The sequence below is a fragment of the Streptomyces sp. ATLC9 genome (assembly GCF_057196705.1).
In genome coordinates this window covers 1-21998 of record NZ_JBXUOY010000029.1, presented here as the reverse complement: position 1 = coordinate 21998, position 21998 = coordinate 1, and the positions used below count along the sequence as shown (strand labels likewise).

Here is a 21998-nt window from a genome sequence, read left to right as displayed (position 1 = left end):
TACAACCCACACGAAAGGTGCCAATCGGCGTGGCCGACCGTCTCATCGTCCGTGGGGCTCGCGAGCACAACCTCAAGAACGTCTCGCTCGACCTCCCCCGCGACTCCCTCATCGTCTTCACCGGGCTGTCGGGGTCGGGCAAGTCCTCGCTCGCCTTCGACACCATCTTCGCCGAGGGACAGCGCCGCTACGTGGAGTCGCTGTCCTCCTACGCCCGGCAGTTCCTGGGGCAGATGGACAAGCCGGACGTGGACTTCATCGAGGGCCTGTCCCCGGCGGTCTCCATCGACCAGAAGTCCACCTCCCGCAATCCCCGCTCGACGGTCGGCACCATCACGGAGGTCTACGACTATCTGCGGCTGCTGTTCGCCCGGGTCGGCAAGCCGCACTGCCCCGAGTGCGGGCGCCCGATCGCCCGGCAGTCCCCGCAGGCGATCGTGGACAAAGTACTCTCCCTGACGGAGGGCAGCCGCTTCCAGGTCCTCTCCCCGCTGGTGCGCCAGCGCAAGGGCGAGTTCGCCGACCTCTTCGCCGAGCTGCAGACCAAGGGCTACAGCCGCGCCCGGGTGGACGGCGCCACGGTCCAGCTCTCCGACCCTCCGAAGCTGAAGAAGCAGGAGAAGCACACGATCGAGGTGGTCATCGACCGCCTGACGGTCAAGGAGAGCGCCAAGCGGCGTCTGACCGACTCCGTCGAGACCGCGCTGGGCCTGTCCGGCGGCATGGTGATCCTCGACTTCGTCGACCTGGACGAGGACGACCCGCAGCGCGAGCGGATGTACTCCGAGCACCTGTACTGCCCCTACGACGACCTGTCGTTCGAGGAGCTGGAGCCGCGCTCGTTCTCCTTCAACTCCCCCTTCGGCGCCTGTCCGGAGTGCAGCGGCATCGGCACCCGCATGGAGGTGGATCCGGAGCTGGTCGTCCCCGACCCGGACAAGTCGCTGGACGAGGGCGCGATCCACCCCTGGTCGCACGGTCACAGCAAGGAGTACTTCGGGCGGCTGATCGGCGCCCTGGCCGACGCGCTCGGGTTCCGCACCGACATCCCCTTCGGCGGACTGCCGCAGCGCGCGAGGAAGGCCCTGCTCAACGGCCACCGCACGCAGATCGAGGTCCGCTACCGCAACCGCTACGGGCGGGAGCGGTCCTACACCACGGCCTTCGAGGGCGCGGTCCCGTTCGTGCGGCGCCGGCACTCGGAGGCGGAGACGGACTCCAGCCGGGAGCGCTTCGAGGGCTACATGCGCGAGGTGCCCTGCCCCTCCTGCGAGGGCACACGGCTCAAGCCGATCGTCCTGGCCGTGACGGTGCAGGGGAAGTCGATCGCCGAGATCTCCGCGATGTCGATCAGCGAGTGCGCCGACTTCCTGAGCGCCATGGAGCTCAGCGAGCGCGAGAAGGCCATCGCCGAGCGGGTTCTGAAGGAGGTCAACGAGCGGCTGCGGTTCCTGGTCGACGTCGGTTTGGACTACCTCTCCCTCAACCGCGCCGCCGGGACGCTCTCGGGCGGCGAGGCGCAGCGCATCCGGCTGGCGACCCAGATCGGCTCCGGCCTGGTGGGCGTGCTCTACGTGCTGGACGAACCGTCCATCGGCCTGCACCAGCGCGACAACCACCGGCTGATCGAGACACTGGTGCGGCTGCGGGACATGGGCAACACCCTGATCGTCGTCGAGCACGACGAGGACACCATCAAGACCTCCGACTGGGTGGTGGACATCGGCCCGGGCGCGGGCGAACACGGCGGCGAGGTGGTGCACAGCGGCCCGCTGAAGGAGCTGCTGGCCAACGAGGCGTCGGTGACAGGGCAGTACCTGTCGGGGCGGAAGGCCATCCCGACTCCGGAGAAGCGCCGCCCGGTGGACCGCAAGCGGATGCTGACCGTCCGCGGCGCCAAGGAGAACAACCTGCGCAACATCGACGTGTCGTTCCCGCTGGGAGTGTTCACCGCGGTCACGGGCGTCTCCGGATCGGGCAAGTCCACCCTGGTCAACGACATCCTCTACACCCACCTGGCCCGCGAGCTGAACGGCGCGAAGTCGGTGCCGGGCCGGCATGTGCGGGTGGAGGGCGACGAGAACGTGGACAAGGTCGTGCACGTCGACCAGTCCCCCATCGGCCGTACCCCCCGCTCCAACCCGGCCACGTACACGGGCGTCTTCGACCATGTGCGCCGGCTGTTCGCGGAGACGACGGAGGCGAAGGTACGCGGCTACCTGCCGGGGCGCTTCTCCTTCAACGTCAAGGGCGGCCGCTGCGAGAACTGCTCCGGCGACGGCACGATCAAGATCGAGATGAACTTCCTGCCGGACGTGTACGTGCCGTGCGAGGTCTGCCACGGAGCGCGCTACAACCGGGAGACCCTGGAGGTGCACTACAAGGGGAAGTCCATCGCCGAGGTGCTGGACATGCCGATCGAGGAGGCGCTGGGGTTCTTCGAGGCGGTGCCCGCCATCGCCCGCCACCTGCGCACCCTCAACGACGTCGGCCTCGGCTACGTGCGGCTGGGCCAGCCCGCCACCACGCTCTCCGGTGGTGAGGCGCAGCGCGTGAAGCTCGCCTCGGAGCTTCAGAAGCGCTCCACCGGCCGTACGGTCTACGTCCTGGACGAGCCGACCACCGGCCTGCACTTCGAGGACATCAGCAAGCTGATCGAGGTGCTGTCCGGGCTGGTGGACAAGGGCAACACGGTGATCGTCATCGAGCACAACCTCGATGTGGTCAAGACCGCGGACTGGGTGGTGGACATGGGCCCGGAGGGCGGCAGCGGCGGCGGCACGGTCGTCGCCCAGGGCGCCCCGGAGCAGGTCGCGGTGGTGCCCGGGAGTCACACCGGCAAGTTCCTCCAGGACGTCCTGCCGGTGAGGCCGTGAGCGGCCGAGAGGAGAGTACGACGATGAGCGGCGACCTCCCCGGCCCGCCCGGCCGCCGCACCGCGCTGTGTGGCGCGGCCCTCGCCGGGGCCGCGGGCCTCGGTCTGACCGCCTGCTCCGGCGGGGGCGGCGGGCGGGCTCCGGCGGTCCCGACCGCGCCCGTGGACCTCGGCGCGGCCGATGCCGTCCCCGTGGGCGGCGCCCGGCTGTACCGCGAGAGGAAGCTGGTGGTCTCGCAGGCCTCCGAGGGCGAGTACAAGGCGTTCAGCGCCGTGTGCACCCACGCGGGCTGCGTGCTGACCTCGGTGGAGGAACTGGAGGCCGACTGCGCCTGCCACGGCAGCCTGTTCGACACCACCAGCGGCGAGGTGCTGGCGGGTCCGGCGGACGCGCCGCTTCCCGCGGTCCCGGTCAGGATTCGAGGCGGCCGACTCGTCGCCGGACCCGGCGACTGACACGGCCGGAACAGCCGGGCCCGGCGGCTGAACACGACCGGACCCGGCATTCCGCCCCAATTCACCCCTTACGTTCCCTGTGCGTCCGTTCGGTCCAGCGGACGCACGGGGAACGCGTGTTGTTCCGGCGATGTTCGCGCACGCCCTCTGGTGCGGACCGGGCGGCCTTGCCACCCTGTGGCGCTGAACGCGCGGAAAGCGCGCTCCCTCGCAGCGTCTGTGGGTGATGTCGTGTCACGAAGGTCGCGGGTCAGAAGAGCCTCCGGGCGGACCTCGGTCCGTCTCGCCGCCGTCCTCGCGTTCGGGCTGGGACTGGTGCCGCCGGTCGTGGCCGGCCCCGCCTCCACCGCTCCGCTCTCCCCTCCCCTACGCACCGCCACCGCCACCGGCACCGCCACCGGCATGGAGCTGTCCCGCACCGTGCGGCCCGTGGCGCCCGGCACCACACTGACCTCGTTCGACCGGCTGGAGCCGGACAAGTGGCTGCGCGCCGACGCCCTCAGCGTCGATCTCGACGGCGGCGCGCGGGTCGACTACCTGTCGCCGGGCTCCGTCTCCGACCGCGCCACCGTCTCCGAACTGGCCGCCGCGCACGACCCCGGCCCCGGGCGCCGCACCGTCGCCGCCTTCAACGCCGACTTCTTCGACATCAACCAGACCGGCGCCCCGCTCGGCCCGGGCCTGGACGACGGCGAGATCACCCACTCACCCGCCCCCGGCGTCCACGAGGCGGCCGGTTTCGGTGCGGACGGCGCGGGCCGCGTCCTCGGTCTGTACTTCGAGGGCGTCCTCACCCTGCCCGGCGGAACCGAGCCGCTGGCCGCCTACAACGCCGCGAACGTCCCCGCCGACGGCATCGGTGCCTACAACGCGCGGTGGGGCGCGGCCGACCGCGCCCTGGCCGTGGACGACGCGTCACAGGTCGCCGAGGTCACCGTCTCCGGGGGCCGGGTCACCGGCGTGGACGACTCCCCCGGCAGCGGCCCGGTGCCCGGGGGCGCAACCGTGCTGCTCGGCCGGGACGCGGGCGCGAGGGCTCTGGCCGCGCTGGCTCCGGGGGATCCGGTGAGCTGGGAGTACGGGCTGCGTACCGACGGCGGCGAGATGCCCCGCACCGCGGTCGGCGGACGCGGCGTGCTGGTCGAGGACGGCGAGCCGCGGAACTGGGACGGGCAGCCCAACAACACCGCCGCTCCCCGCACCGCCGTGGGTTTCTCCCGGGACGGCTCCACGATGCACGTGCTGACCGTGGACGGCCGCCAGGCCGCGTCCGGCGGCGTCACCCTCACCGAACTCGCCGTGATGATGGACGGGCTGGGCGCCCACAACGCGCTCAACCTCGACGGCGGCGGCTCCTCGACGCTGATCGTCCGCGAGCCCGGCTCGGACGATCCGAAGGTGGAGAACAGCCCCTCCGACGGCTCCGAGCGGGAGGTCCCCAACGGGCTGGCCGTCACCGCCCCCGACGGCAGCGGGAACCTGGAGGGCTTCTGGGTGGAGACGGCCGCGGAGCCGGCCGGGGCCCCCTCGGCGGACAATGTCCCCGGCGGCCATCCGGAGCGGATCTTCCCCGGTCTGACCCGCGCGCTCACCGCCGCGGGCCACGACGAGACGTACGGCCCGGCGGACGGGCCGGCGCAGCGTCGTCCGGCGGATGCGGCGCCCCGCTGGCACAGCTCCCGCCCCGAGGTCGGCCGGGTGGACCGCGACGGCGTCTTCCACGCCCGCGCGACGGGGACGGCCGAGGCCGTCGCGCGCCGCGGCCACGCCCGCGGCTCCACCGCCCTGACGGTGCTGGGCCCACTGGAGCGGATCGCCCCGACCCGGGAGCGGGTCGGGCTCCCCGGGCCCGGTGCCAAGGCACCCTTCGGCTTCACCGGCTTCGACGCCGAGGGGCGCAGCGCCCCCATCGCCCCCTCGGACGTGGCGCTGGACTACGACCGCTCGCTCCTGCGTATCGACCCCGACCCCGCGCGCGGCGGCTTCACCGTCGCCGCCACCGGCGGCGCCGGGTCCGCCTCCGGGCTGGTCCGGGCCACCGTCGCGGGGAAGAAGGCGGTCCTGGCCGTCACCGTCGGCCTGACGGACCGCGACGTGGCGCGCTTCGACGACGCCGGACGGTGGACCTTCAGCGCCGCACGCGCCTCCGGCTCCCTGTCCGCCGACCCCGCCGGGCACGAGGGCGCCGGACTGCGGATGGAGTACGACTTCACGCGGTCCACCGCGACCCGCGCCGCCTACGCCAGCCCCCCGGAGCAGATCCCCGTCACCGGCCAGCCGCAGAGCTTCACCCTGTGGCTGAAGGGCGACGGCCACGGCGCCTGGCCCTCGCTCCACCTCACCGACGCCGAGGGAACCTCGCAGATACTGCGCGGCCCGCACGTCACCTGGACCGGCTGGCGACGAATCGCCTTCGAGGTACCCGAGGGCGTCGCCCACCCGCTGAAGGTCCGGCGGTTCTATCTGGCCGAGACCCGGCCCGGCGAGCTGTACCGCGGAGAGGTCGTCCTGGACGGACTGACGGCCCGGACCCCGCCGGACGCCGACCTGCCCGCCGCCGGCCCCCACCGGGACCCGCTGATCTCGACGGCCGCGGACACGGCCGGGCGCGACTGGCGGTTCGCGGTGGTCTCCGACGCCCAGTTCGTCGCCCGCGATCCAGGCGGCGAAGCGGTGCGCATGGCCCGGCGCACCCTGCGGGAGGTGCGGGCGGCCCGGCCCGACTTCGCCGTGGTGAACGGGGACTGGGTGGACGAGGGCTCGCCCGAGGACCTCGCCTTCGCCCGCCGGGTGCTCGAGGAGGAGCTGGGAGAGGAGGTGCCCTGGTACTACGTGCCGGGCAACCACGAGGTGATGGGCGGTTCCATCGGGAACTTCCGCGCGGAGTTCGGCGACACCCACCGTTCCTTCGACCACGAGGGCACACGCTTCATCACCCTCGACACCTCCTCGCTGACCCTGCGCGGCGGCGGCTGGGAGCAGATCCTGGCGCTGCGCGAGCGCCTGGACTCCGCCGCACAGGAGGACGCGATCGGCTCGGTCGTGGTCCTGGCCCACGTACCGCCGCGCGATCCGACCCCGCAGCGGGGCAGCCGGCTGACCGACCGGCTGGAGGCGGACCTCCTGGAGGACTGGCTCGGCGACTTCCGCCGCCGCAGCGGCAAGGGGGCGGTGTTCGTCGGGGCGCACGCCGGCGTCTTCCACGCCTCCCGGGTGGACGGTGTGCCGTACCTGGTCAACGGCAACGCGGGCAAGGCGCCGGCCGCGCCCGCCGGTGAGGGCGGCTTCAGCGGCTGGTCGCTGGTCGGGATCGACAAGGGCTCCGACCGGGACTGGATCTCGGTCCAAACCCGCCCCCATGTGGACGGGCTCTCCCTGACCTCGCCCGGAACCGTGCCGGTCGGCGGTGCGCCGGGGAAGGTCTCCGCCGCGGTCGTCCAGGGCGGCGGGAGCACGGCGCGCACGGTGCCGGTGGGCTGGCCGCTGAGCGCGGACTGGACCGGTTCGCGGGGCCTGTGCACCGGGGATGCGGGGCGGGCGCGGGCCCGGGCGGGCTGTGTCGCCCTCCTCGACCCGGCGGCGGGCACCCTGACGGGGCTGCGACCGGGAACGGTGACCGTGGCGGTGGCCGTGAGCGGCGAGCGGCGGGAGCGGCGGGTCGTGGTGGTGCGCTGATGCGCGGCGGCGGTACGGCCGGGTGCGGGGCCCGGCCGTACCGCCGCTTCGGGACGTACCGGATCAGTCGCGCGGCGCGACCCGCTCCTCCTCGCGTCCCAGCTTCCGGGAGGCGCGCAGGCTGGTGATCGTGGTGACGACCAGGACACCGCAGATGACGGCCAGCGACACCGGGGTGGAGATCTCCGGGACGTGCACGCCCTGCTCGTGGAGGGCGTGCAGCACCAGCTTGACGCCGATGAAGCCGAGGATGATCGACAGCCCGTAGGACAGGTGCACCAGCTTCTTGAGGAGTCCGCCGATGAGGAAGTAGAGCTGGCGCAGGCCCATCAGGGCGAAGGCGTTGGCGGTGAAGACGATGTACGGGTCCTGGGTCAGGCCGAAGATCGCCGGGATGGAGTCCAGGGCGAACAGCAGGTCCGTGCTGCCGATGGCCAGCATGACGATCAGCATCGGCGTCATCAGCCGCCTGCCGTTCTCGACGACGAACAGCTTGGTGCCGTGGTACCGGGAGGTGGAGGGGAAGCGCCGCTCGACCAGCTTCAGCAGGCGGTTCTCCTCGTACGCCTCCTCCTCGTGGCCCTGCTCCTCGGCGCGGGCCTCGCGCACCAGCTTCCAGGCCGTCCAGATGAGGAAGCCGCCGAAGATGAAGAAGACCCAGGAGAAGGTGGAGATCAGCGCGGCGCCGGCCGCGATGAAGATCGCGCGCATCACCAAGGCCATGAGCACACCGACCATCAGCACGCGCTGCTGGTAGATGGTGGGCACCGCGAACTTCGCCATGATCAGGACGAAGACGAAGAGGTTGTCGACGCTGAGCGACTTCTCGGTGATGTAGCCCGCGGCGAACTCGCCCGCCGCCCGGCTCTCGCCGACGGCGTACAGCCCCACGCCGAACAGGATCGCCAGGACGACCCAGACGATCGTCCAGGTGCCGGCCTCCTTCATGGAGACCTCGTGCGGCTTACGTCCGCCGATGAAGAAGTCGACGGCGATGAGGGCGCACAGACCGACGATCGTCAGCACCCAGGTGGTCGTGGAAACATCCATGCAGGAATCCTCCGGCTCCGGTTGCCGGAGGTCTCCTCCGCCCGGGGCGGGGGGGGGGGGGGGGGGGCGCGCGGGGCCCCCCCCCCCCGCCCCCCACTGCCGAACAGACTCGGCTTACGAGGTGACGCAGGCGCTCGGGCAGGAGCTGCCGCAGGTGTCACCGGTGCTGCACATCAGGATCGTCTCGGTCGCCGGCGTCCCTTCGACGAAGGTGATGTCGAGGTTGAACGGGTCGGCCTCGGCGACGGCGTCAGCGTCGGGCTGCGCGGGCGCGGCCGGACGCTCCAACTGAATGGTCATGCGGTGCCTCCTTGGGGGCAGTGGTTGATGGTGCACGACCCGGGCCCTGAGACGGGGTCCGGGAGTTCTGAGCCCGTACCGCAGGCGTGTCGTCCGCCTCGATCGCCCTGCGGCGGGAAAGGCGGGGCAGATCAGGGCTTGGTGGCGACGCCGTCGTAGGCGTGCGAGTGTTCCGCAGCGGGGAGACGGTGAACGTTCTCGGTGTTGGAGGCCGCGGCGCGCAACGCCTCGTCCAGGGTCTCGTGGACAGGGAAGACCTTGGTCAGGCTGGTGAGGCGCAGGACCTTGCGGACACGGTCGCTGGGGATGACGCGCACGGTCCGGCCCGGCTGCGGCCGCACCTTCTTCACCGTGCTGACGAGCGCCCCCAGACAGGTGGGGTCGAGGAAGTCCACGCCGCTCATGTCCAGGACCAGGTCACCGCTGCCCTGCTCGACCAGCGCCCACAGCCGCTCGCGCAACGGCACGCCCTCGTCGACTTCCAGGGAACCGGTGATGGTGGTGATGGTGTGCGGGCCGTCGGTGTGCCAGGCCATCTGGGCGTAGCGGCTGAGGGGGATTCGGTCGTCGGTGGTGGTGTCGGTCACGGTGTCGCCTGGTGGGTGAGGTGGACGGGCAGGGTCTGGTGGCCGTTGGAGATGAACGACGGCAGCGGGCGCAACTCGTCGGGGGGCACGGCCAGGGTGAGGTCGGGGAAGCGGTCGAACAGGGCCGGCAGGGCGATGCGGGCTTCCAGGCGGGCCAGTTCGGCGCCCAGGCAGTAGTGGGGGCCGTGGCCGAAGGACAGGTGGTCGCGGCGGGTGGGACGGGTGATGTCGAAGGTGCCGGCGCTCTCGCCGTGCAGGCCAGGGTCGCGGCCGACGGCGGTGTAGCTGATGACGAGGGGCTCGCCGGTACGGAAGTGGGTGCCGGTGGTCTCGTCGGTGATGTCCTCGGTGGGGAAGCGCATGATGATGTTGGCGATGGGCGGCTGGTGGCGCAGCATTTCCTCGACCGCGTCCTCCCATCGGGCCGAGCCGGCTCGGAGGGCGGCGAGCTGGTCGGGGTGGGTGAGGAGATCGACGGTGCCGTGGGTGAGGAGGTTGACGGTGGTCTCGTGGCCGGCGCCGATGAGCAGCATGAGGCTGTCCAGCAGCTCCTGGTCCGAGAGCCGGGTACCGGTCTCCTCGTCCCGGGCGCGGATCAGGTCGGTGGTGACGTCGTCGCCGGGCCGGGCCCGCTTGATCTCGACCAGTTCGGCCAGGAGCCGGTAGACCGCGGTGACGGTCTCCACCGCCTGCCGGGGGGTGAGGTTGGTGGCGAACAGGTTCCCGATGGTGTCGCGGAGCCCGTCGTGGAGGTCGGCGGGGACACCGAGGGCGGTGTTGACCACGGTCAGCGGCAGGATCCACGCGAAGTGGCCGCGCAGGTCCACCGGACCGCCGGTGTCGAGTACGGCGAGGCCGTCGAGCAGGTCGGCGGTGATCTCCTCGATGACCGGGGCCAGTGCGCGGATGCGGCGGGCGCCGAAGGACGGGGCGATCAGGCGCCGCAGCCGGGTGTGCTCCTCACCGTGGGCGGTCAGGGCGTTGCGGGCATCCACCCAGGTCCGCAGCGGCCAGTCCTCGGGCAGCGTGGGGTGGGCGGGCCAGTGCCGGTAGGCGTCCTTGGAGACCTGGGGGTGGGTGAGCAGCCGTTTGATCAGGCCGGGGTCGGTGACCAGCCGCGCGGTGATGCCGCCGGGCAGCTCTACCAGCGGCGCCGGGCCGGCGGCGCGCAGGGCGGCGGTCTCGGTGTGGATGTCGGCCGCGTCGGGGTCGAGGCGGTAAGGGCAGCCGGGTGTGGGCGTGGTGGGCTGGATGCTCATGAGGTGCCTCCAGGGGCGGGCGCGGTGGTCGGAGCAGCGGTCGGGAAGGTCACGGGTAGGGCCGCCCAGCCGGAGTGGAAGGTGCCGGGGCGACGGGTGAGCCGGTCGGCGGGCACGGCCAGGTCCAGGCCGGGCAGGCGGTCCAGCAGGTGCTCGACGGCGGTTTCGGCGATGACGCGGGCCAGGTTCGGGGCCGGGCAGCCGCGCACCCCGGCGCTGAACGCCAGGTGGGCGCGGTTCCCGGACCGCTGGCGGGGGTCGATCCCCAACCCGGGGTCGGCGTTGGCCGCGGCGAAGGAGACGAGGACGGGGACGCCCGGCTCCAGGCGGACACCGCGGTAGGTCTCCGGCTCCCGCACGTACAGCGGGCAGTAGGTGGCCACCGGCGGGTCCGTCCACAGCACGTGGTCCATCGCGTCGGACACCGGCCGCACACCGCTGAAGACGTCTCCGCTGAACTCTTCGTCGCTGATCATCAGCAGTGTGGCGTTGGCGATGAGATTGGTCGTGGGGGTGGTGCCGGCGCCGATGACGAGGATGATCTGCTGGGCCATCTCCGCGTCCGTCAGGGCGGCGGGGTGGGCCAGCAGCCAGGAGGTCACGTCCGCTCCGGGCCGGCGGCGCTTGAGGTTGGCCAGCTCCAGGCAGGCGGCCCCCAGCTCGGCGTTGATGGCGGCGGCGTCGGCGGCGGTGTCGAACAGCGCGGCGATGGCCCGCACGATCCTCATGCCCAGCTCGGGTGGGCAGCCGAACAGGGAGATGAGGGTCTGCATGGGCAGCGGGTCGGCGTAGTCGGTCATCAGATCGCCATGACCCTGGGCGGCGATGCGGTCGATCAGGGTGTCGGCGATGCGGGCGACGGTGGCGGCCAGGGCGTGGGTGTCCACCCGGGCCAGGCTGCCGGTGATGGCGCCGCGCAGCCGGGCGTGCTCCGGTCCGTCCTTCCACAGCGCGTTGTCGCGGGGCTGCATCATCATCAGCGCCGGGCTGTTGGCAGGGATCTGTCCGTCGCGCAGCGCCCGCCAGTGCTGGGCGGGGTCCTTGGCGAACTTGCCCGGGGTGTTGCGCAGCAGGTGGAGGGCGGCGTCGTAGGTGACGGTCAGGTAGCCGTGGACGCCGGGGGCGATCTCCACCGGGGCGATCGGCCCGATCTCCCGCAGTTGTGCGTAGGTGGCGCGGGGGTCGGCGCTGAAGGCCGGGCCGTGGATCGGCAGCGGCCACGGGCCGGCGGGTGTGGCCTGGCCGCCGTCGTAGGGGCAGCCGGGTGCGGGCGGCCGGGAGGTGCCGAAGGTGTGCGGGGTGGTCATCGGGCGGGCTCCGGGGTGGGGTCGAGCAGGTGGGACACCAGGCCGATCAGGGCGGTGAGGGAGCTGGTGCGGTCGCGGGCATCGCACAGCAGCAGCGGAGTGTGCTCCTCCAGGTCCATCGCGCCGCGCAGATCCGCCACGGGGTGGGCGGGGGCGTCGGGGAACTGGTTGACGGCCACCACATACGGCAGACCGAGGTCCTCCAGCCGGTCCATGACGGGAAAGCCGTCCTCCAGACGGCGGGTGTCCACCAGCACCAGCGCGCCCAGCGCCCCGTGGGCCAGGTCGGTCAGCAGGGGCCAGAACCGCTCCTGGCCGGGCGCCCCGAACAGATACAGCACGATCTTGTCGCTCAGGGCGGTACGGCCGAAGTCCATCGCCACGGTGGTGCGTTCCTTGTCCGGCAGGCCCGCCAGGTCGTCGGTGCCGACGGAGGCGGCGGTCATCGTCTCCTCGGTCCGCAGCGGCTCGATGTCCGACACCGCCCCGACCAGGGTGGTCTTGCCGACCCCGAAGCCGCCGGCGACCAGGATCTTCACGGTCGTCTCGTCGCCGCGCAGGTGGGTGCCGGCCGGTTCAGAGCTGTGCGCGGAGTCCAGCAAGGACGGCCTCCAGCAGGTCTCGGTCGGGGCCCCCGGAGTGGGGCCCCGAGGGGGTGAGGATGGTGGACCGGGTGGTGATGTGGCCGTGCTCCATCAGCTCCGACAGCAGCACCCGCAGAACACTGATCGGCAGGCCCAGGTGGTGGCCGATCTCGGCCACCGACAGCGCCCCGGACTCCAGCAGGTCCAGCACCCTGCACTGTTCGGGGCCCAGCTCGGCGCGCGACAGGCCCCGCACGCCGCGCACCACCAGCGTGATGTGGTCGAAATGGTTGCGGCTGGGGGCGAACCGGCCGCCGGTGACCACATACGGCCGTACCAGTCCGGCGCTCCGGTCCCGCCGGGGGCGGGTCACGACTGCGGGCCCGCGGCGCTCCGGGCGCCCACGCCCATCACGCGGCCGATCCGGTCAACCGTCTTCTGCGCGGCGTAGGACAGGGTCTCGACGTCAGCGTTTCGGTTGGCGGCCACCACCAGATAGGTGTCCGCGCCGGCGGCCATGCCCACCAGGTAGCCGTCCCCGTACTGAATCAGGGTCAGCTCCAGGGGACTGTCGGAGCAGTCGGCGAAGGCCGCCCCCTGCCTACTCAGGGCCAGCAGGCCCGACGCGGCGGCGGCCATCGTGTCGGCCAGGTTCCGCTCCACCCCATCCGAGGTGGTCACCACCAGACCGTCCCGGGAGACCAGCACGGCCCGCAGAACCCCCGGGAGTGCCTCGATCAGCTCCGTGTCCAGGACGCGGCCGAGGTCGGCAGCCTTGCTGTGGTGTGCGCTCATCGCGTGGTGTTCCCTTCATCGGCGGGAGAGGCGGTTGGGATTGAGCTGTGGTCCTGGGCGGCGCGGCGGCCCCGGGCAAACGCCCCGAGGGTGCCCGCCTCGGTGGGGGACTGCATGGGTGGTTGCCGCGGCCGCACCGGTTCGGCGGCATGCCGGGCCCGGCGCCGGCGCTGCGGCAGGCCACCGGGCCGCTCCGCGGGCACGAGAGCCTGGAGCGCTCCGGCGGGCGCGGCGTCGGGTGCGGCCTGTGGGGCGGGAGCGGCCGGCGGCGGGGACGGCCGGGCCTGCCGGGCGGCGGAGGTCACCAGCCGGTCGTTGGGCAGATAGACCACGGCCCGCACCCCGCCGTAGGCGGACTCCTGGTCCGCCTTGATCCGGAACCCGTACCGGGCCGCGAGCACACCGGCCACCGGGATCCCGAAGCGCGGAGGATTGGGCATCTGCGTCAGCAGCACCGGCGCCTGCCCCGACAGCCGCGCCGCCACCCGCGCCCTCTCCTCCGGAGTGAGACCGATCCCGGCGTCCTCGATGCTGATGGCCACCCCGTTGTGCCCGGTGGTGAACGCCACCTGGACATGGGTGTTGGGGCTGGAGTGGCGGGCGGCGTTGTCCAGCAGTTCGGCCAGCGCGAGGATCACCGCCTCGACCGCCTGACTGCTCACCAGAACCGGCGGCTCACCGGTGACCCTGACGCGCTGGTAGTCCCGGATGCGGGAGACCGCGCCGCGCACCACGTCCAGCAGCGGGGAGTCCTCGCGCTGCCGACCGGGCCAGGACCCGGCCAGGACCGAGATGACCTGCACGCGGCGGCCGAGCTGACTGGCGGTGTGGTCGATCCGGCTGACGTCCTCCAGCACCTTCGGGTCATCGTGCCGCTCCAGCATCGCCCAGACCGCCGCCTGGACCTCCTGGACCAGAGCGGCCATCGACCGCGACGTGGTCGCCACCGCCGCCCGCGCCGCGTCCTCCGCCCGCCGGGCGGCCTGCTCCGGCACCTCGCCGAGCGCCGCGAGCACCGCGTCCAACGCGGCAGCGAACCGGGTGCCCTTCAGCTCCGGATGCAGCAGCCCGGGCACCTCACGGCTCTGGCCGTCCCACAGCCCCGCCACCCCGGCCGGCACCCGCTCACCGGCCAGGTGCCACACCTCGCCCTCGGCCGCGTTCAGGGTGCGGTCAAGCTGCCGGATCCGCTCCTCGCGCTGCCGGAGGGCGGTGGCATGCCGCCGCTCCAGACGGCGCCGGGCCAGCACCTGCCGTATCAGCGCCACCACCACGGCGGCGAGCAGGACGGCCAGCACGGCCGTCACCAACAGGGTCATCACAGTCCTCACCAAGCGAAGTCGGGTGGAGTGGAGGGCCACCGGGGTGCGAGCGGTGCCCGCGCCGTGAGCCACAGGGGAAGCCGCACGGCCCGGGGGCGCATCGCACCCCGGCGGCCGGTCTCGGGAAGAGCCGCCGGTCAGGGCACAGCGGCGATGGCGGCCCACGCGGCAGACGCGGACAGCCCCAGGTGGTCGGCCAGGTGGTCGGTCAGCCACGCCCCGGTCGGGGCGATGCCGGGCTCCAGCAGCTCCAGCCCGCCCAGGAGATCAGCGACCTCCCGCCGGGTGCGGTGCCACAAAGGCAGGCCCGCGGCAGCGCACAGCATGGCCTCGTGCCGGGCGTCCTGGGGCCGCAGGTCCGCGGCCGGGTGAGTGACGGACACACAGCTCCCAGGCGGCAGCCGACCCCGCAACGCGGCGAGCAGCGCGGCGGCCGCATCGTCGCCGAGCAGGTGCAGCACCGCGTACACCAATACCCCCACCGGCCGGCCCGGGATGAGGACCTCGGCAGCCTCGGGCGAGGACAGCACCGTCTCCGTCTGCCGGATGTCGGCCAGCAGGTGCGCGGTCACCGCAGGCCCTTGCGCACTCATCAGGGCTCGGGCATGGGCGATGACATGAGGGTCGTGATCGACGTACAGGAACCGCGCGTCGGGGTGCCGGGCGGCGGCCGTCTCATGCAGGTTCTCCCCGTACGGCAGGCCGCACCCCAGGTCGAGGAACTGCGCGATGCCCCGGTCGGCCATGAGCCGGACGGCTCGGTGGCCGAAGGATCGGTTGGTCTGCGCGGCCGTCTCCAACCCCGGCGCGACCGCCAACAGCTCCGCGGCGAGGAGCCGGTCGCACTCGTAGTGGTCCTTCCCGCCCAGCAGGAGGTTGGACAGGCGGGCCGAACTGGGCCTGCGGGACGGTTCCACCGGCCCGCAGGCCAGGGCCGCGGCGGCAGGGAAGGCGACTGTGTTCATGCCGCGCTTCGGCCGGAGACCTCGGGCACCGGACGGCCGGCGTCCTGGAGTCGGTGCGGGAGGACGACCTGGCCGTCGGCGAGCAGCAGGCCGGTGTCTTCGAACAACACGGCGCCGTCACTCCGCAGCGCCCAGCCCTGCTTGGGGTGATGCACCACGAGGCGGGCGTCCTCCTCATCGGTGTCCGCAGGCGGGTAGGGAGGCTGGTGCTGGCACACGGGTCGGTCCTTTCAAAGCGATACGGGAAGTTCTCGGGGCGAGCGGGGCACGGTCACCGCACGGCAGAACAGGGAGGGGCTCGGTGCGTTATCCGCCGAAGTAGAAGGTGAGGAGCGGCCACAGCCCCCATATGCCGAAGCTCAGGAGGATCCCCCAGACCAGAAGGGCTCCGAGGTTCTGTGTCGCCGAGCGCCAGGTGCTCCCAAGGCACCCGGCCCGGTCGCTGCTCTCACCGGGCATGGGAGGCCCCCGTACGGATGCGGCGGTGCGGGCAGGCGCGTGACGGGCGACCGTTGACCGCAGCGGCGGGAAGGAAGCGGACCGCACGGGCCCGCCAGGCGATCTCGTCCCCGTCCCGGTAGACCGTCAGCGAACAGGAACGCCCCCGGCCCAGGCGAGCGAAGTCCTCCAGGGAGGCGGGGCCGTGCACCCAGTGGTCGAGCACGTATCCGCGCTGGAGACGGCCGAGGGTCGGCGTCACCGTCTGCACCGAACTCCGCATCCAGCGGATGGCCGCGCAGGGGGAGGGTGCCGCGTACGCGTCCCACCGCCGCTCTGTTCGCCGCCTCGTGCCAGTGCCGCTCTCAATGGTGACGAGCGCCTCGCACCACACTCCTGCAAGGGCGAGCGGGGCAAGCACACTGTGTTCCGTGGTCTGCGGTGTGGCGGGCGGCGCGTCGAGGGGACCGACGGTGGTTGGCACCAGGTGGGGCGTTGCCGAAATCACCGATTTCCTCCTTTCTGTGGCCGAGTACGGCGAGAAGTCGATACGTTGAGCGAACCGCGAATCACGCGGAGTGGGTATGCCGTCGAGGGCGGTAGTGCTGCTAAACCTGCTAAAGATCGTTTTGCGTATGGGGGTGCACCGTGGCGCGTACGCGGAACACCAAGCTCGCGGCCGTGATCGCGCAGACCGGCTGGTCGCAGGCCCAAGTCGCCGCACAGTTCGTCCGGGTCGCCGCCGAGAGCGGCGTCGAGGAGTGGACGGGGGCGACCCGCTCGCACATCTCCCAATGGATCCTGGGAACCCGACCGAGCGGCCAGGCGCCCGCTATCTTGTGCGAGACGCTGTCCCGGGGACTGAAGCGCCCGGTCACGCCGGCCGACATCGGTCTTTCCGATCCGGACCCGGCTGCCGCCACGGTGCCCGACTGGGCCGTCGATACGCTGGTCGCGCTGAACGCTTTGGGGAGACAGGACTTGGACATGGAGCGCCGACAGGTCCTGGGGACCGCCGCATACTCGGTGGCCGGTCTCGCCCTGCCCACCCAGGTGTGGTGGCAGCAGGCACCCCAGCGCGCCGGCGCACGCGGAGGCGCGTCCGGACGCAAGGTCGGTGACAGCGAGGTCGAGGCCATCGAGGAGATGGGCGGCTTCTTCTCCCGCCGCGACCAGCGCCACGGCGGCGGCCACGGCCGTACCGCCGTCGTCGCCTACCTGGCCTCCGACGTCGCCGACTGCCTCAACGGCTCCTGTGCCAGCGAGCAGACGCGGCGCCGCTTGTTCTCCGCCGCCGGCGAGCTGGCCTACCTCAGCGGCTGGATGGCCTTCGACGACTCCCAACACGCCATCGCCCAGCGCTACTTCGCCCTCGCGGTGAAACTGGCCGCCGAGGCCGGTAACCCGGCCCTGGCCGCGCACATCCTGCGGGCCATGGCCCACCAGGCCGTCGACCTCGGCCATCCGCAACAGGCCCTGAGTCTGGCCGCGGCCTCCGTGGACGGCGAGCGCTACCGCCTGGCCACCCCACGGGAGAAGGCCCTGCTCGGCGTCGTCCACGCCCGAGCCCTGGCCGCCGCCGGACAAAAGCGGGCAGCGGCCGCCGCGCTGCTGCGCGCCGAGGACGACCTCGCCGACGCCCACGACGGCATCGAGGACCCGGGCCGGGTCTTCTTCTTCGGCGAGGCCAGCCTCGCGCACGAAACCGCCTGCACCCTGCGCGACCTCGGCGACCTCACCGGAGCCCAGAAGCAGTTCCACCGCAGCGTGCGCACCCGCAAGGCGGCGGCCTTCAGCCGGACCCACGCCGTCACTCTGGGCTACCTCGGCGCCATCGAAGCCCGCCAGGGCAACGTGGAAGCCGCCTGCGCCACCTGGTCGCGGGCCCTGGACGCGATGAGCGGAGTCCAGTCCGGGCGAGCGCGCGAGACGGTTCTGACCATGCGCCGGGTCGTCTCGCCCTTCCGTAACCGCGGCATCGGCGCGGTCGCCGAACTCGACGCCCGGACCGCCGCCCTGCTGCGCACGGGCAGTTGAGCCGGCACCACCCGACCACGACCGGGGCACGCCGGCCCCGGTCCTCTCCACGACAGGAAGGCCAACCGCATGACGGAGACATTCGAGGTCCGGAGCATCGCGACCGTCGTGGGCGGGCGTAAGGAGCCCACCGACGACTTCTGGGGCGGAACCCAGTCCGTCATCCGGCTTCACCCCGAGTACCCCGTCGAGACCCTCCAGGGCATCGAGGAGTTCAGCCACCTCACAGTGGTCTTCCACTTCCACCTGGTCAGCCGGGCCGAGGAGCACATCGGCGTCCGCAGCCCCCGGAACAACCCCGACTGGCCGGAGACCGGCACCTTCGTACACCGCAACATGCGCCGCCCGAACCGGCTCGGCCTCGCCTTCCCCCGCCTGCTCAAGGTCGACGGGCGCGACCTGCACGTCACCGACCTGGACGCCGTCGACGGCACCCCGGTCATCGACCTCGCGCCCTGGTTCGACGAGTTCGGACCCCGAGGGGAGGTACGGCAACCGAGCTGGCCCACCGAGATGCTTCAGGACTACTGGAAGACTCCGGAGCAAGGCTGAACGAGAGTGCCGCCTTCGTGTCTGAACCGGGCAGCCGGGTACCTCGGCGCTCATGCACGAGCCCGAGTGCCGACGCCATCGGGCAACTGCCTCTGCCGGAAGAGCCGGCCCGGCGGAACGGGCAGCACTGTGTGGCGGCGGGCCGTACTGCTCAGTGTGATCGCGAGGAGCATCAAGGCTTACCACCCCAGCTCCCCCGTTCCGCGCAGGGCCGGCCGCTTCAGACCCGCTGCTGTAGGCAGCAGGCTTCGAATGACCAAGCTCCGTTCAGCGGCGGAGTGGACCGCGTCGGTGTTGGCGGGGGGACTGGCTGTGACAGGCATTGCGTTCCCTTGGTTACGGCAAGCTGTTGTGCCGCAACGTAGAGCGAGGTACAACCCTGGCGAGTACGCAAAGTGCGTGCCCTGAGACCGGGGGCTGCCGTGGACACTGAACACATCGGCCGACGCATCGCCTACTGGCGAGAGAGACGGGGTTACACCCAGAGCGACTTCGGGCGTCTCATGGGCAAGTCCCGGCGCTGGGTGCAAGACCTCGAAGGCGGGCAGCGACAGACCGACCCACGCCTGTCGGTGCTCCAGCGTGCGGCCAACGTCCTTCGTATCCCCCTGGAACGCCTCATGACGGATAACCCCACACCTCCGCCCGGTCCCGCCACGACACTGCCTGCCGAAGTGGCGGCGCTGGCCGACTCCCTCCACGCTCCCGCCCAAGGCGGTCGCGTCGTCGACCTGGCCGGCCTGCGGCGGCGCGTCACCTTCTGCTGCCAGGCATGGGCCTCGTGTCACTACACCGCCGCCGCACGCGACCTTCCCGCGGCCCTCGCCGACGCGCATCGCACCGCCGCGGTGAGCAGCGAAGCCGCGGTGCTGCTGTCCCGCGCCTACCAGCTCACCGCGTCACTGCTGTTCAAGTACGGGGCACTTGCCCGTACCCCGGCCGTCCTCGCCGCCGATCGGGCCCTCGCCGCCGCCGAGACATCCGGTGATCCCGTGGCCATCGGCGCAGCCGCCCGACGGGTCGCCCGCGGCCTCATCCACCAGCAGCGGTACGCCACCGCAACCGACTACGCCACCGCCACCGCCACCGCCTTGCGCCCCGACCTGGAACGCTCCGGTCCGGCCGGGCTGTCCACCCTGGGCATGCTGTACCTGGTGGCCGCCGTCGGTGCGACCGGGAGCGGCCGGTCCCCGCAGGCCGTGGCCACCACGGCTGACCGGCTCGGCGAAGCCGGGGAAATCGCCGCTCGACAAGGCGAGGACGGGGCGGACTTCACCGGCTTCGGCCCCACCAACGTGCGACTCCACGAGGTGGACACGCTGCTGCGGCTGGACGACGCGTGGTCCGCGGTCGAGGCGGCACAGCGGATCGACGCGACGGCGCTCGCCGGGCTGGGCAGAGAACGGCAGGCACGGCATCTGGTGACCACCGCACGCGCCGCGGCCCTGACCAGGCGCCGTGAGGACGCCGTCCGGGACCTGCTGGAAGCAGAGCGACTCGCTCCCGAAGAGGTCCGGCGGCCGTCCGTGACGCGGTTGGTCGGTGACCTCGTAGAGCTCGTGCCCGCCCCGGGCCCGGAGTTGACCGGCCTCGCCCGACGGTGTGGACTCCGGTCATGACCCGAGTGCTCTACCTGATCGCCTGCGCGGCCGGTCCCACGCAGTACCTCGACCAGGCCGTACGACTCGCCCAGGGACGCGGCTGGGACGTGTGCGCCATCCTCACGCCGTCGGCCGCCGCCTGGTGGGAGCCGCGGATGGAGGAGCTGGAGGAACTCACCGGCCACCCGGTGCGGTCCCGGTACAAGCTGCCGTGGGAGAAGGACGCGCTGCCGAAGGCGGACGCGATGCTGGTCGCCCCGCTGTCGTGCACCAGCTTGAACAAGTGGGGCGCGGGTATCGCGGACACGGTGGCGCTGGGTATCCCGTCGGAGGCGGTGCACATGGGTGTGCCGGTGGCGACGATGCCGTTCTTCAACCAGGCGCAGGCCGCGCAGCCCGCCGTGCCGCGCAGTGTGGAGGCGCTCCGGTCCCAGAGCGTGCGGGTCCTGCTGGGCGAGGACGGGTACGAGCCGCACCCGCCCAAGACGGGCAACGCCCGGGCCTTTCCGTGGGAGCGGGCCCTGGACGCGGTGGAGGACATGCTTCCCGACGGGAACTGATCGCCAGGCGGTTGGACGCATGAGGGCGATCCCTGTTCGCCGATGCCCATGCTGCGTGTGAGCTGGCGCAACGGGGCCGAGGCGCCCACGGCCTCGCCGTCACTACTCCGATGGAGCGCAGGGGATGAGGCCCAGCGGTACGGGGTTTGAGGGGGTTCAGAGTACTCCCGTGTACGTCCCGGCAGGCACTTGTCGCCGTGGACGGCGTGTACCGCGCCCACGCCGTCCACGGTGAGCGAGGCTTTCCAAGCGTCGAATCGAGCAGACGGGGACAGCGCCCAGAGCTCGGTGCCTCGGTGGACGAGAAGCCTTGCGGAAGTATGGGCCAGCTGACCGGATTTTTCCCGAACCCGGAAATGATGCCAGGGGCGTAGTGCCGAAACAGTCCGCGTGTCGACGGATCCGGTGCTCGAACGACTTGGCTCCATGTCCGATCCATGGGGCACTCACCGGTTTACCGAGAAAACCTGGTTGTCGTTTCCCCGCGTGAAGCAGGGGTGAGAGAAGTCCGAAGGCTGAATTCTGGCACTTCATTCGCTCACGGCAGACGGAGAGTGGCTCAGGAAGGCTGGAATCCTCTTCACGGCTATGTCAAGGTACAACACCTTGGAAGCGAACGGCCAACGGACGATCGACCGGGTGACACGATGAGGATTTCCTTGCGTCAATACGCACGTCTCTTCCTGCTCAAGTTCTTCCCCCTTTGCTCGTTTCTCGGTGGAGTCCGATGGGTGATACTCGCGTGCGTGTCGACTGTATGGAGAAGGCGAAACATAGGCCGTCATCGCCGGTTATCCAAACCGGCGATGACGGCGATCATTGACGGCGCTCGCGCTCGACGCCCCTCGCCTCCCACGGAAGTCCATTCATGCCCGAAAAGTCGTTTCCTGCCCCCTCGGCATCCTCTGACGTTGGTGCCGTTCACGCGGCCTTCCTGACCGTCAAGGACGCTGCCGAGTATCTCGGCCTCTCGCCGCACACGCTGTATGTCTGGCGGCATCGACGGCAGGGGCCGCCGAGTTTCCGCATGGGGCGTCGCGGTCGAGTGGTGTATCGGCGGGATGCTCTCGAGACCTGGATTCGGGAACAGGAGGAGGCCGACTCCCGGTCCAACCCGGCCCTGGACCCTCTGGCATTGGCTCCACAGCACCGGTCCGGCCGCACTTTCGGAGACTGACGGGCCAGACGCTGTGGAACACCGTTTCTTTCGCCGATAAGGAGTATCACCTGGCCGGCTACATAGAGGACCGCTGGATCAAGAAGAAGAGAGATCCGGTAACCGGGAAGAGGGTGCGAACTCCTCGCTACGGTAAGGGGAGGAGATACAAGGTCGCTGGTGTCCCCGGGGTTCGTGATCGGTCTTTCGACACTCTGGAGGACGCCAAGGCGTGGCTTCGCCGGTCTGCCACGGATGAGGAACGCGGGGAGTTCGTGGACCCGCGTGACGGGTCCATCACGCTGGCCGACTACATCGGACTGTGCTGGGCGCCGGGCAGGAGGGGAGCTCCCAAGACCCAGCAGGACCAGGAACGTAAAGCGCGGCTTCACATCATTCCGCACCTGGGGCGGCTTCCGCTCCGGAGCATCACGGCGACGACGCTGCGCGCGTATACGGCGAAGCTGGAGGAATCCGTC

The 21998-nt window shown here is 71.6% G+C and carries 20 protein-coding genes and 1 pseudogene; 9 read left to right on the top strand and 12 right to left on the bottom strand.

All coding sequences use genetic code 11. The features are described 5' to 3' along the window. Positions 1-29: 29 nt before the first annotated feature. The 3 genes and pseudogenes from uvrA to AC2CJA_RS05510 all read left to right on the top strand — a co-directional run. Positions 30-2861, top strand: a pseudogene (uvrA, locus tag AC2CJA_RS05520) (excinuclease ABC subunit UvrA); the annotation flags it as partial. Between the two features lie 38 nt (positions 2862-2899). Then, the gene (locus AC2CJA_RS05515; RefSeq protein WP_484601519.1) at positions 2900-3331 is read left to right on the top strand and encodes a Rieske (2Fe-2S) protein; all 432 of its coding nucleotides are present in this window, start codon (positions 2900-2902) and stop codon (positions 3329-3331) included. Positions 3332-3733: 402 nt separating this feature from the next. Next, the gene (locus AC2CJA_RS05510) at positions 3734-7006 is read left to right on the top strand and encodes a phosphodiester glycosidase family protein (protein WP_484601529.1); all 3273 of its coding nucleotides are present in this window, start codon (positions 3734-3736) and stop codon (positions 7004-7006) included. Positions 7007-7069: 63 nt separating this feature from the next. Here the strand turns inward: AC2CJA_RS05510 and AC2CJA_RS05505 are convergent, their stop codons facing one another. From AC2CJA_RS05505 to AC2CJA_RS05450, 12 genes are all read right to left on the bottom strand, one after another. Next, on the bottom strand, positions 7070-8056 hold the full coding sequence (locus tag AC2CJA_RS05505; RefSeq protein ID WP_484601518.1) for a TerC family protein: 987 nt from the start codon (positions 8054-8056) through the stop codon (positions 7070-7072). Positions 8057-8170: 114 nt separating this feature from the next. Further along, positions 8171-8356, bottom strand: a complete 186-nt coding sequence (locus AC2CJA_RS05500) for an FxLD family lanthipeptide (protein WP_484601517.1) — start codon at positions 8354-8356, stop codon at positions 8171-8173. Positions 8357-8487: 131 nt separating this feature from the next. Beyond that, positions 8488-8943 (bottom strand): STAS domain-containing protein, encoded by a 456-nt coding sequence (locus AC2CJA_RS05495; RefSeq protein ID WP_484601516.1) that lies wholly within the window; start codon positions 8941-8943, stop codon positions 8488-8490. After that, on the bottom strand, positions 8940-10202 hold the full coding sequence (locus tag AC2CJA_RS05490) for a cytochrome P450 family protein (protein ID WP_484601515.1): 1263 nt from the start codon (positions 10200-10202) through the stop codon (positions 8940-8942). The genes AC2CJA_RS05495 and AC2CJA_RS05490 overlap by 4 nt, the downstream gene beginning before the upstream one ends. After that, a complete protein-coding gene (locus AC2CJA_RS05485; protein ID WP_484601514.1) occupies positions 10199-11509 on the bottom strand; it encodes a cytochrome P450 family protein in 1311 nt (436 codons plus the stop codon). The genes AC2CJA_RS05490 and AC2CJA_RS05485 overlap by 4 nt, the downstream gene beginning before the upstream one ends. Continuing rightward, on the bottom strand, positions 11506-12108 hold the full coding sequence (locus AC2CJA_RS05480) for a GTP-binding protein (RefSeq protein ID WP_484601528.1): 603 nt from the start codon (positions 12106-12108) through the stop codon (positions 11506-11508). The genes AC2CJA_RS05485 and AC2CJA_RS05480 overlap by 4 nt, the downstream gene beginning before the upstream one ends. Continuing rightward, positions 12086-12466: a DUF742 domain-containing protein gene (locus AC2CJA_RS05475; protein WP_484601513.1), complete on the bottom strand. Its 381-nt coding sequence runs from the start codon at positions 12464-12466 to the stop codon at positions 12086-12088. The genes AC2CJA_RS05480 and AC2CJA_RS05475 overlap by 23 nt, the downstream gene beginning before the upstream one ends. Then, a complete protein-coding gene (locus AC2CJA_RS05470; RefSeq protein WP_484601512.1) occupies positions 12463-12888 on the bottom strand; it encodes a roadblock/LC7 domain-containing protein in 426 nt (141 codons plus the stop codon). Before AC2CJA_RS05470 ends, AC2CJA_RS05475 begins: the two co-directional genes overlap by 4 nt. Continuing rightward, entirely contained in the window at positions 12885-14207 is a 1323-nt protein-coding gene (locus AC2CJA_RS05465) for an ATP-binding protein (protein WP_484601511.1), read from the bottom strand. The genes AC2CJA_RS05470 and AC2CJA_RS05465 overlap by 4 nt, the downstream gene beginning before the upstream one ends. Before the next feature lie 140 nt (positions 14208-14347). Next, positions 14348-15175, bottom strand: a complete 828-nt coding sequence (locus AC2CJA_RS05460; protein WP_484601510.1) for an SAM-dependent methyltransferase — start codon at positions 15173-15175, stop codon at positions 14348-14350. Further along, the gene (locus AC2CJA_RS05455) at positions 15172-15393 is read right to left on the bottom strand and encodes a DUF5999 family protein (RefSeq protein ID WP_484601509.1); all 222 of its coding nucleotides are present in this window, start codon (positions 15391-15393) and stop codon (positions 15172-15174) included. The genes AC2CJA_RS05460 and AC2CJA_RS05455 overlap by 4 nt, the downstream gene beginning before the upstream one ends. A gap of 230 nt (positions 15394-15623) precedes the next feature. Next, a complete protein-coding gene (locus tag AC2CJA_RS05450) occupies positions 15624-15896 on the bottom strand; it encodes a hypothetical protein (RefSeq protein ID WP_484601508.1) in 273 nt (90 codons plus the stop codon). A gap of 365 nt (positions 15897-16261) precedes the next feature. On the opposite strand from AC2CJA_RS05450, the gene AC2CJA_RS05445 reads away from it, so the two are divergent. The 6 genes from AC2CJA_RS05445 to AC2CJA_RS05420 all read left to right on the top strand — a co-directional run. Then, complete coding sequence (locus tag AC2CJA_RS05445) at positions 16262-17650, top strand: NsdA family TPR-like regulatory protein (protein WP_484601507.1); 1389 nt, start codon at positions 16262-16264, stop codon at positions 17648-17650. A gap of 69 nt (positions 17651-17719) precedes the next feature. Beyond that, the gene (locus AC2CJA_RS05440) at positions 17720-18202 is read left to right on the top strand and encodes an SAM-dependent methyltransferase (protein WP_484601506.1); all 483 of its coding nucleotides are present in this window, start codon (positions 17720-17722) and stop codon (positions 18200-18202) included. A 422-nt stretch (positions 18203-18624) separates the two neighbouring features. Further along, positions 18625-19821, top strand: a complete 1197-nt coding sequence (locus AC2CJA_RS05435) for a helix-turn-helix domain-containing protein (protein WP_484601505.1) — start codon at positions 18625-18627, stop codon at positions 19819-19821. After that, positions 19818-20363, top strand: a complete 546-nt coding sequence (locus AC2CJA_RS05430) for a flavoprotein (protein ID WP_484601504.1) — start codon at positions 19818-19820, stop codon at positions 20361-20363. Before AC2CJA_RS05435 ends, AC2CJA_RS05430 begins: the two co-directional genes overlap by 4 nt. A gap of 868 nt (positions 20364-21231) precedes the next feature. Further along, on the top strand, positions 21232-21540 hold the full coding sequence (locus tag AC2CJA_RS05425) for a helix-turn-helix domain-containing protein (protein ID WP_412715702.1): 309 nt from the start codon (positions 21232-21234) through the stop codon (positions 21538-21540). A gap of 254 nt (positions 21541-21794) precedes the next feature. After that, the coding region (locus AC2CJA_RS05420; protein WP_484601503.1) for a tyrosine-type recombinase/integrase at positions 21795-21998 on the top strand (204 nt) is incomplete at its 3' end.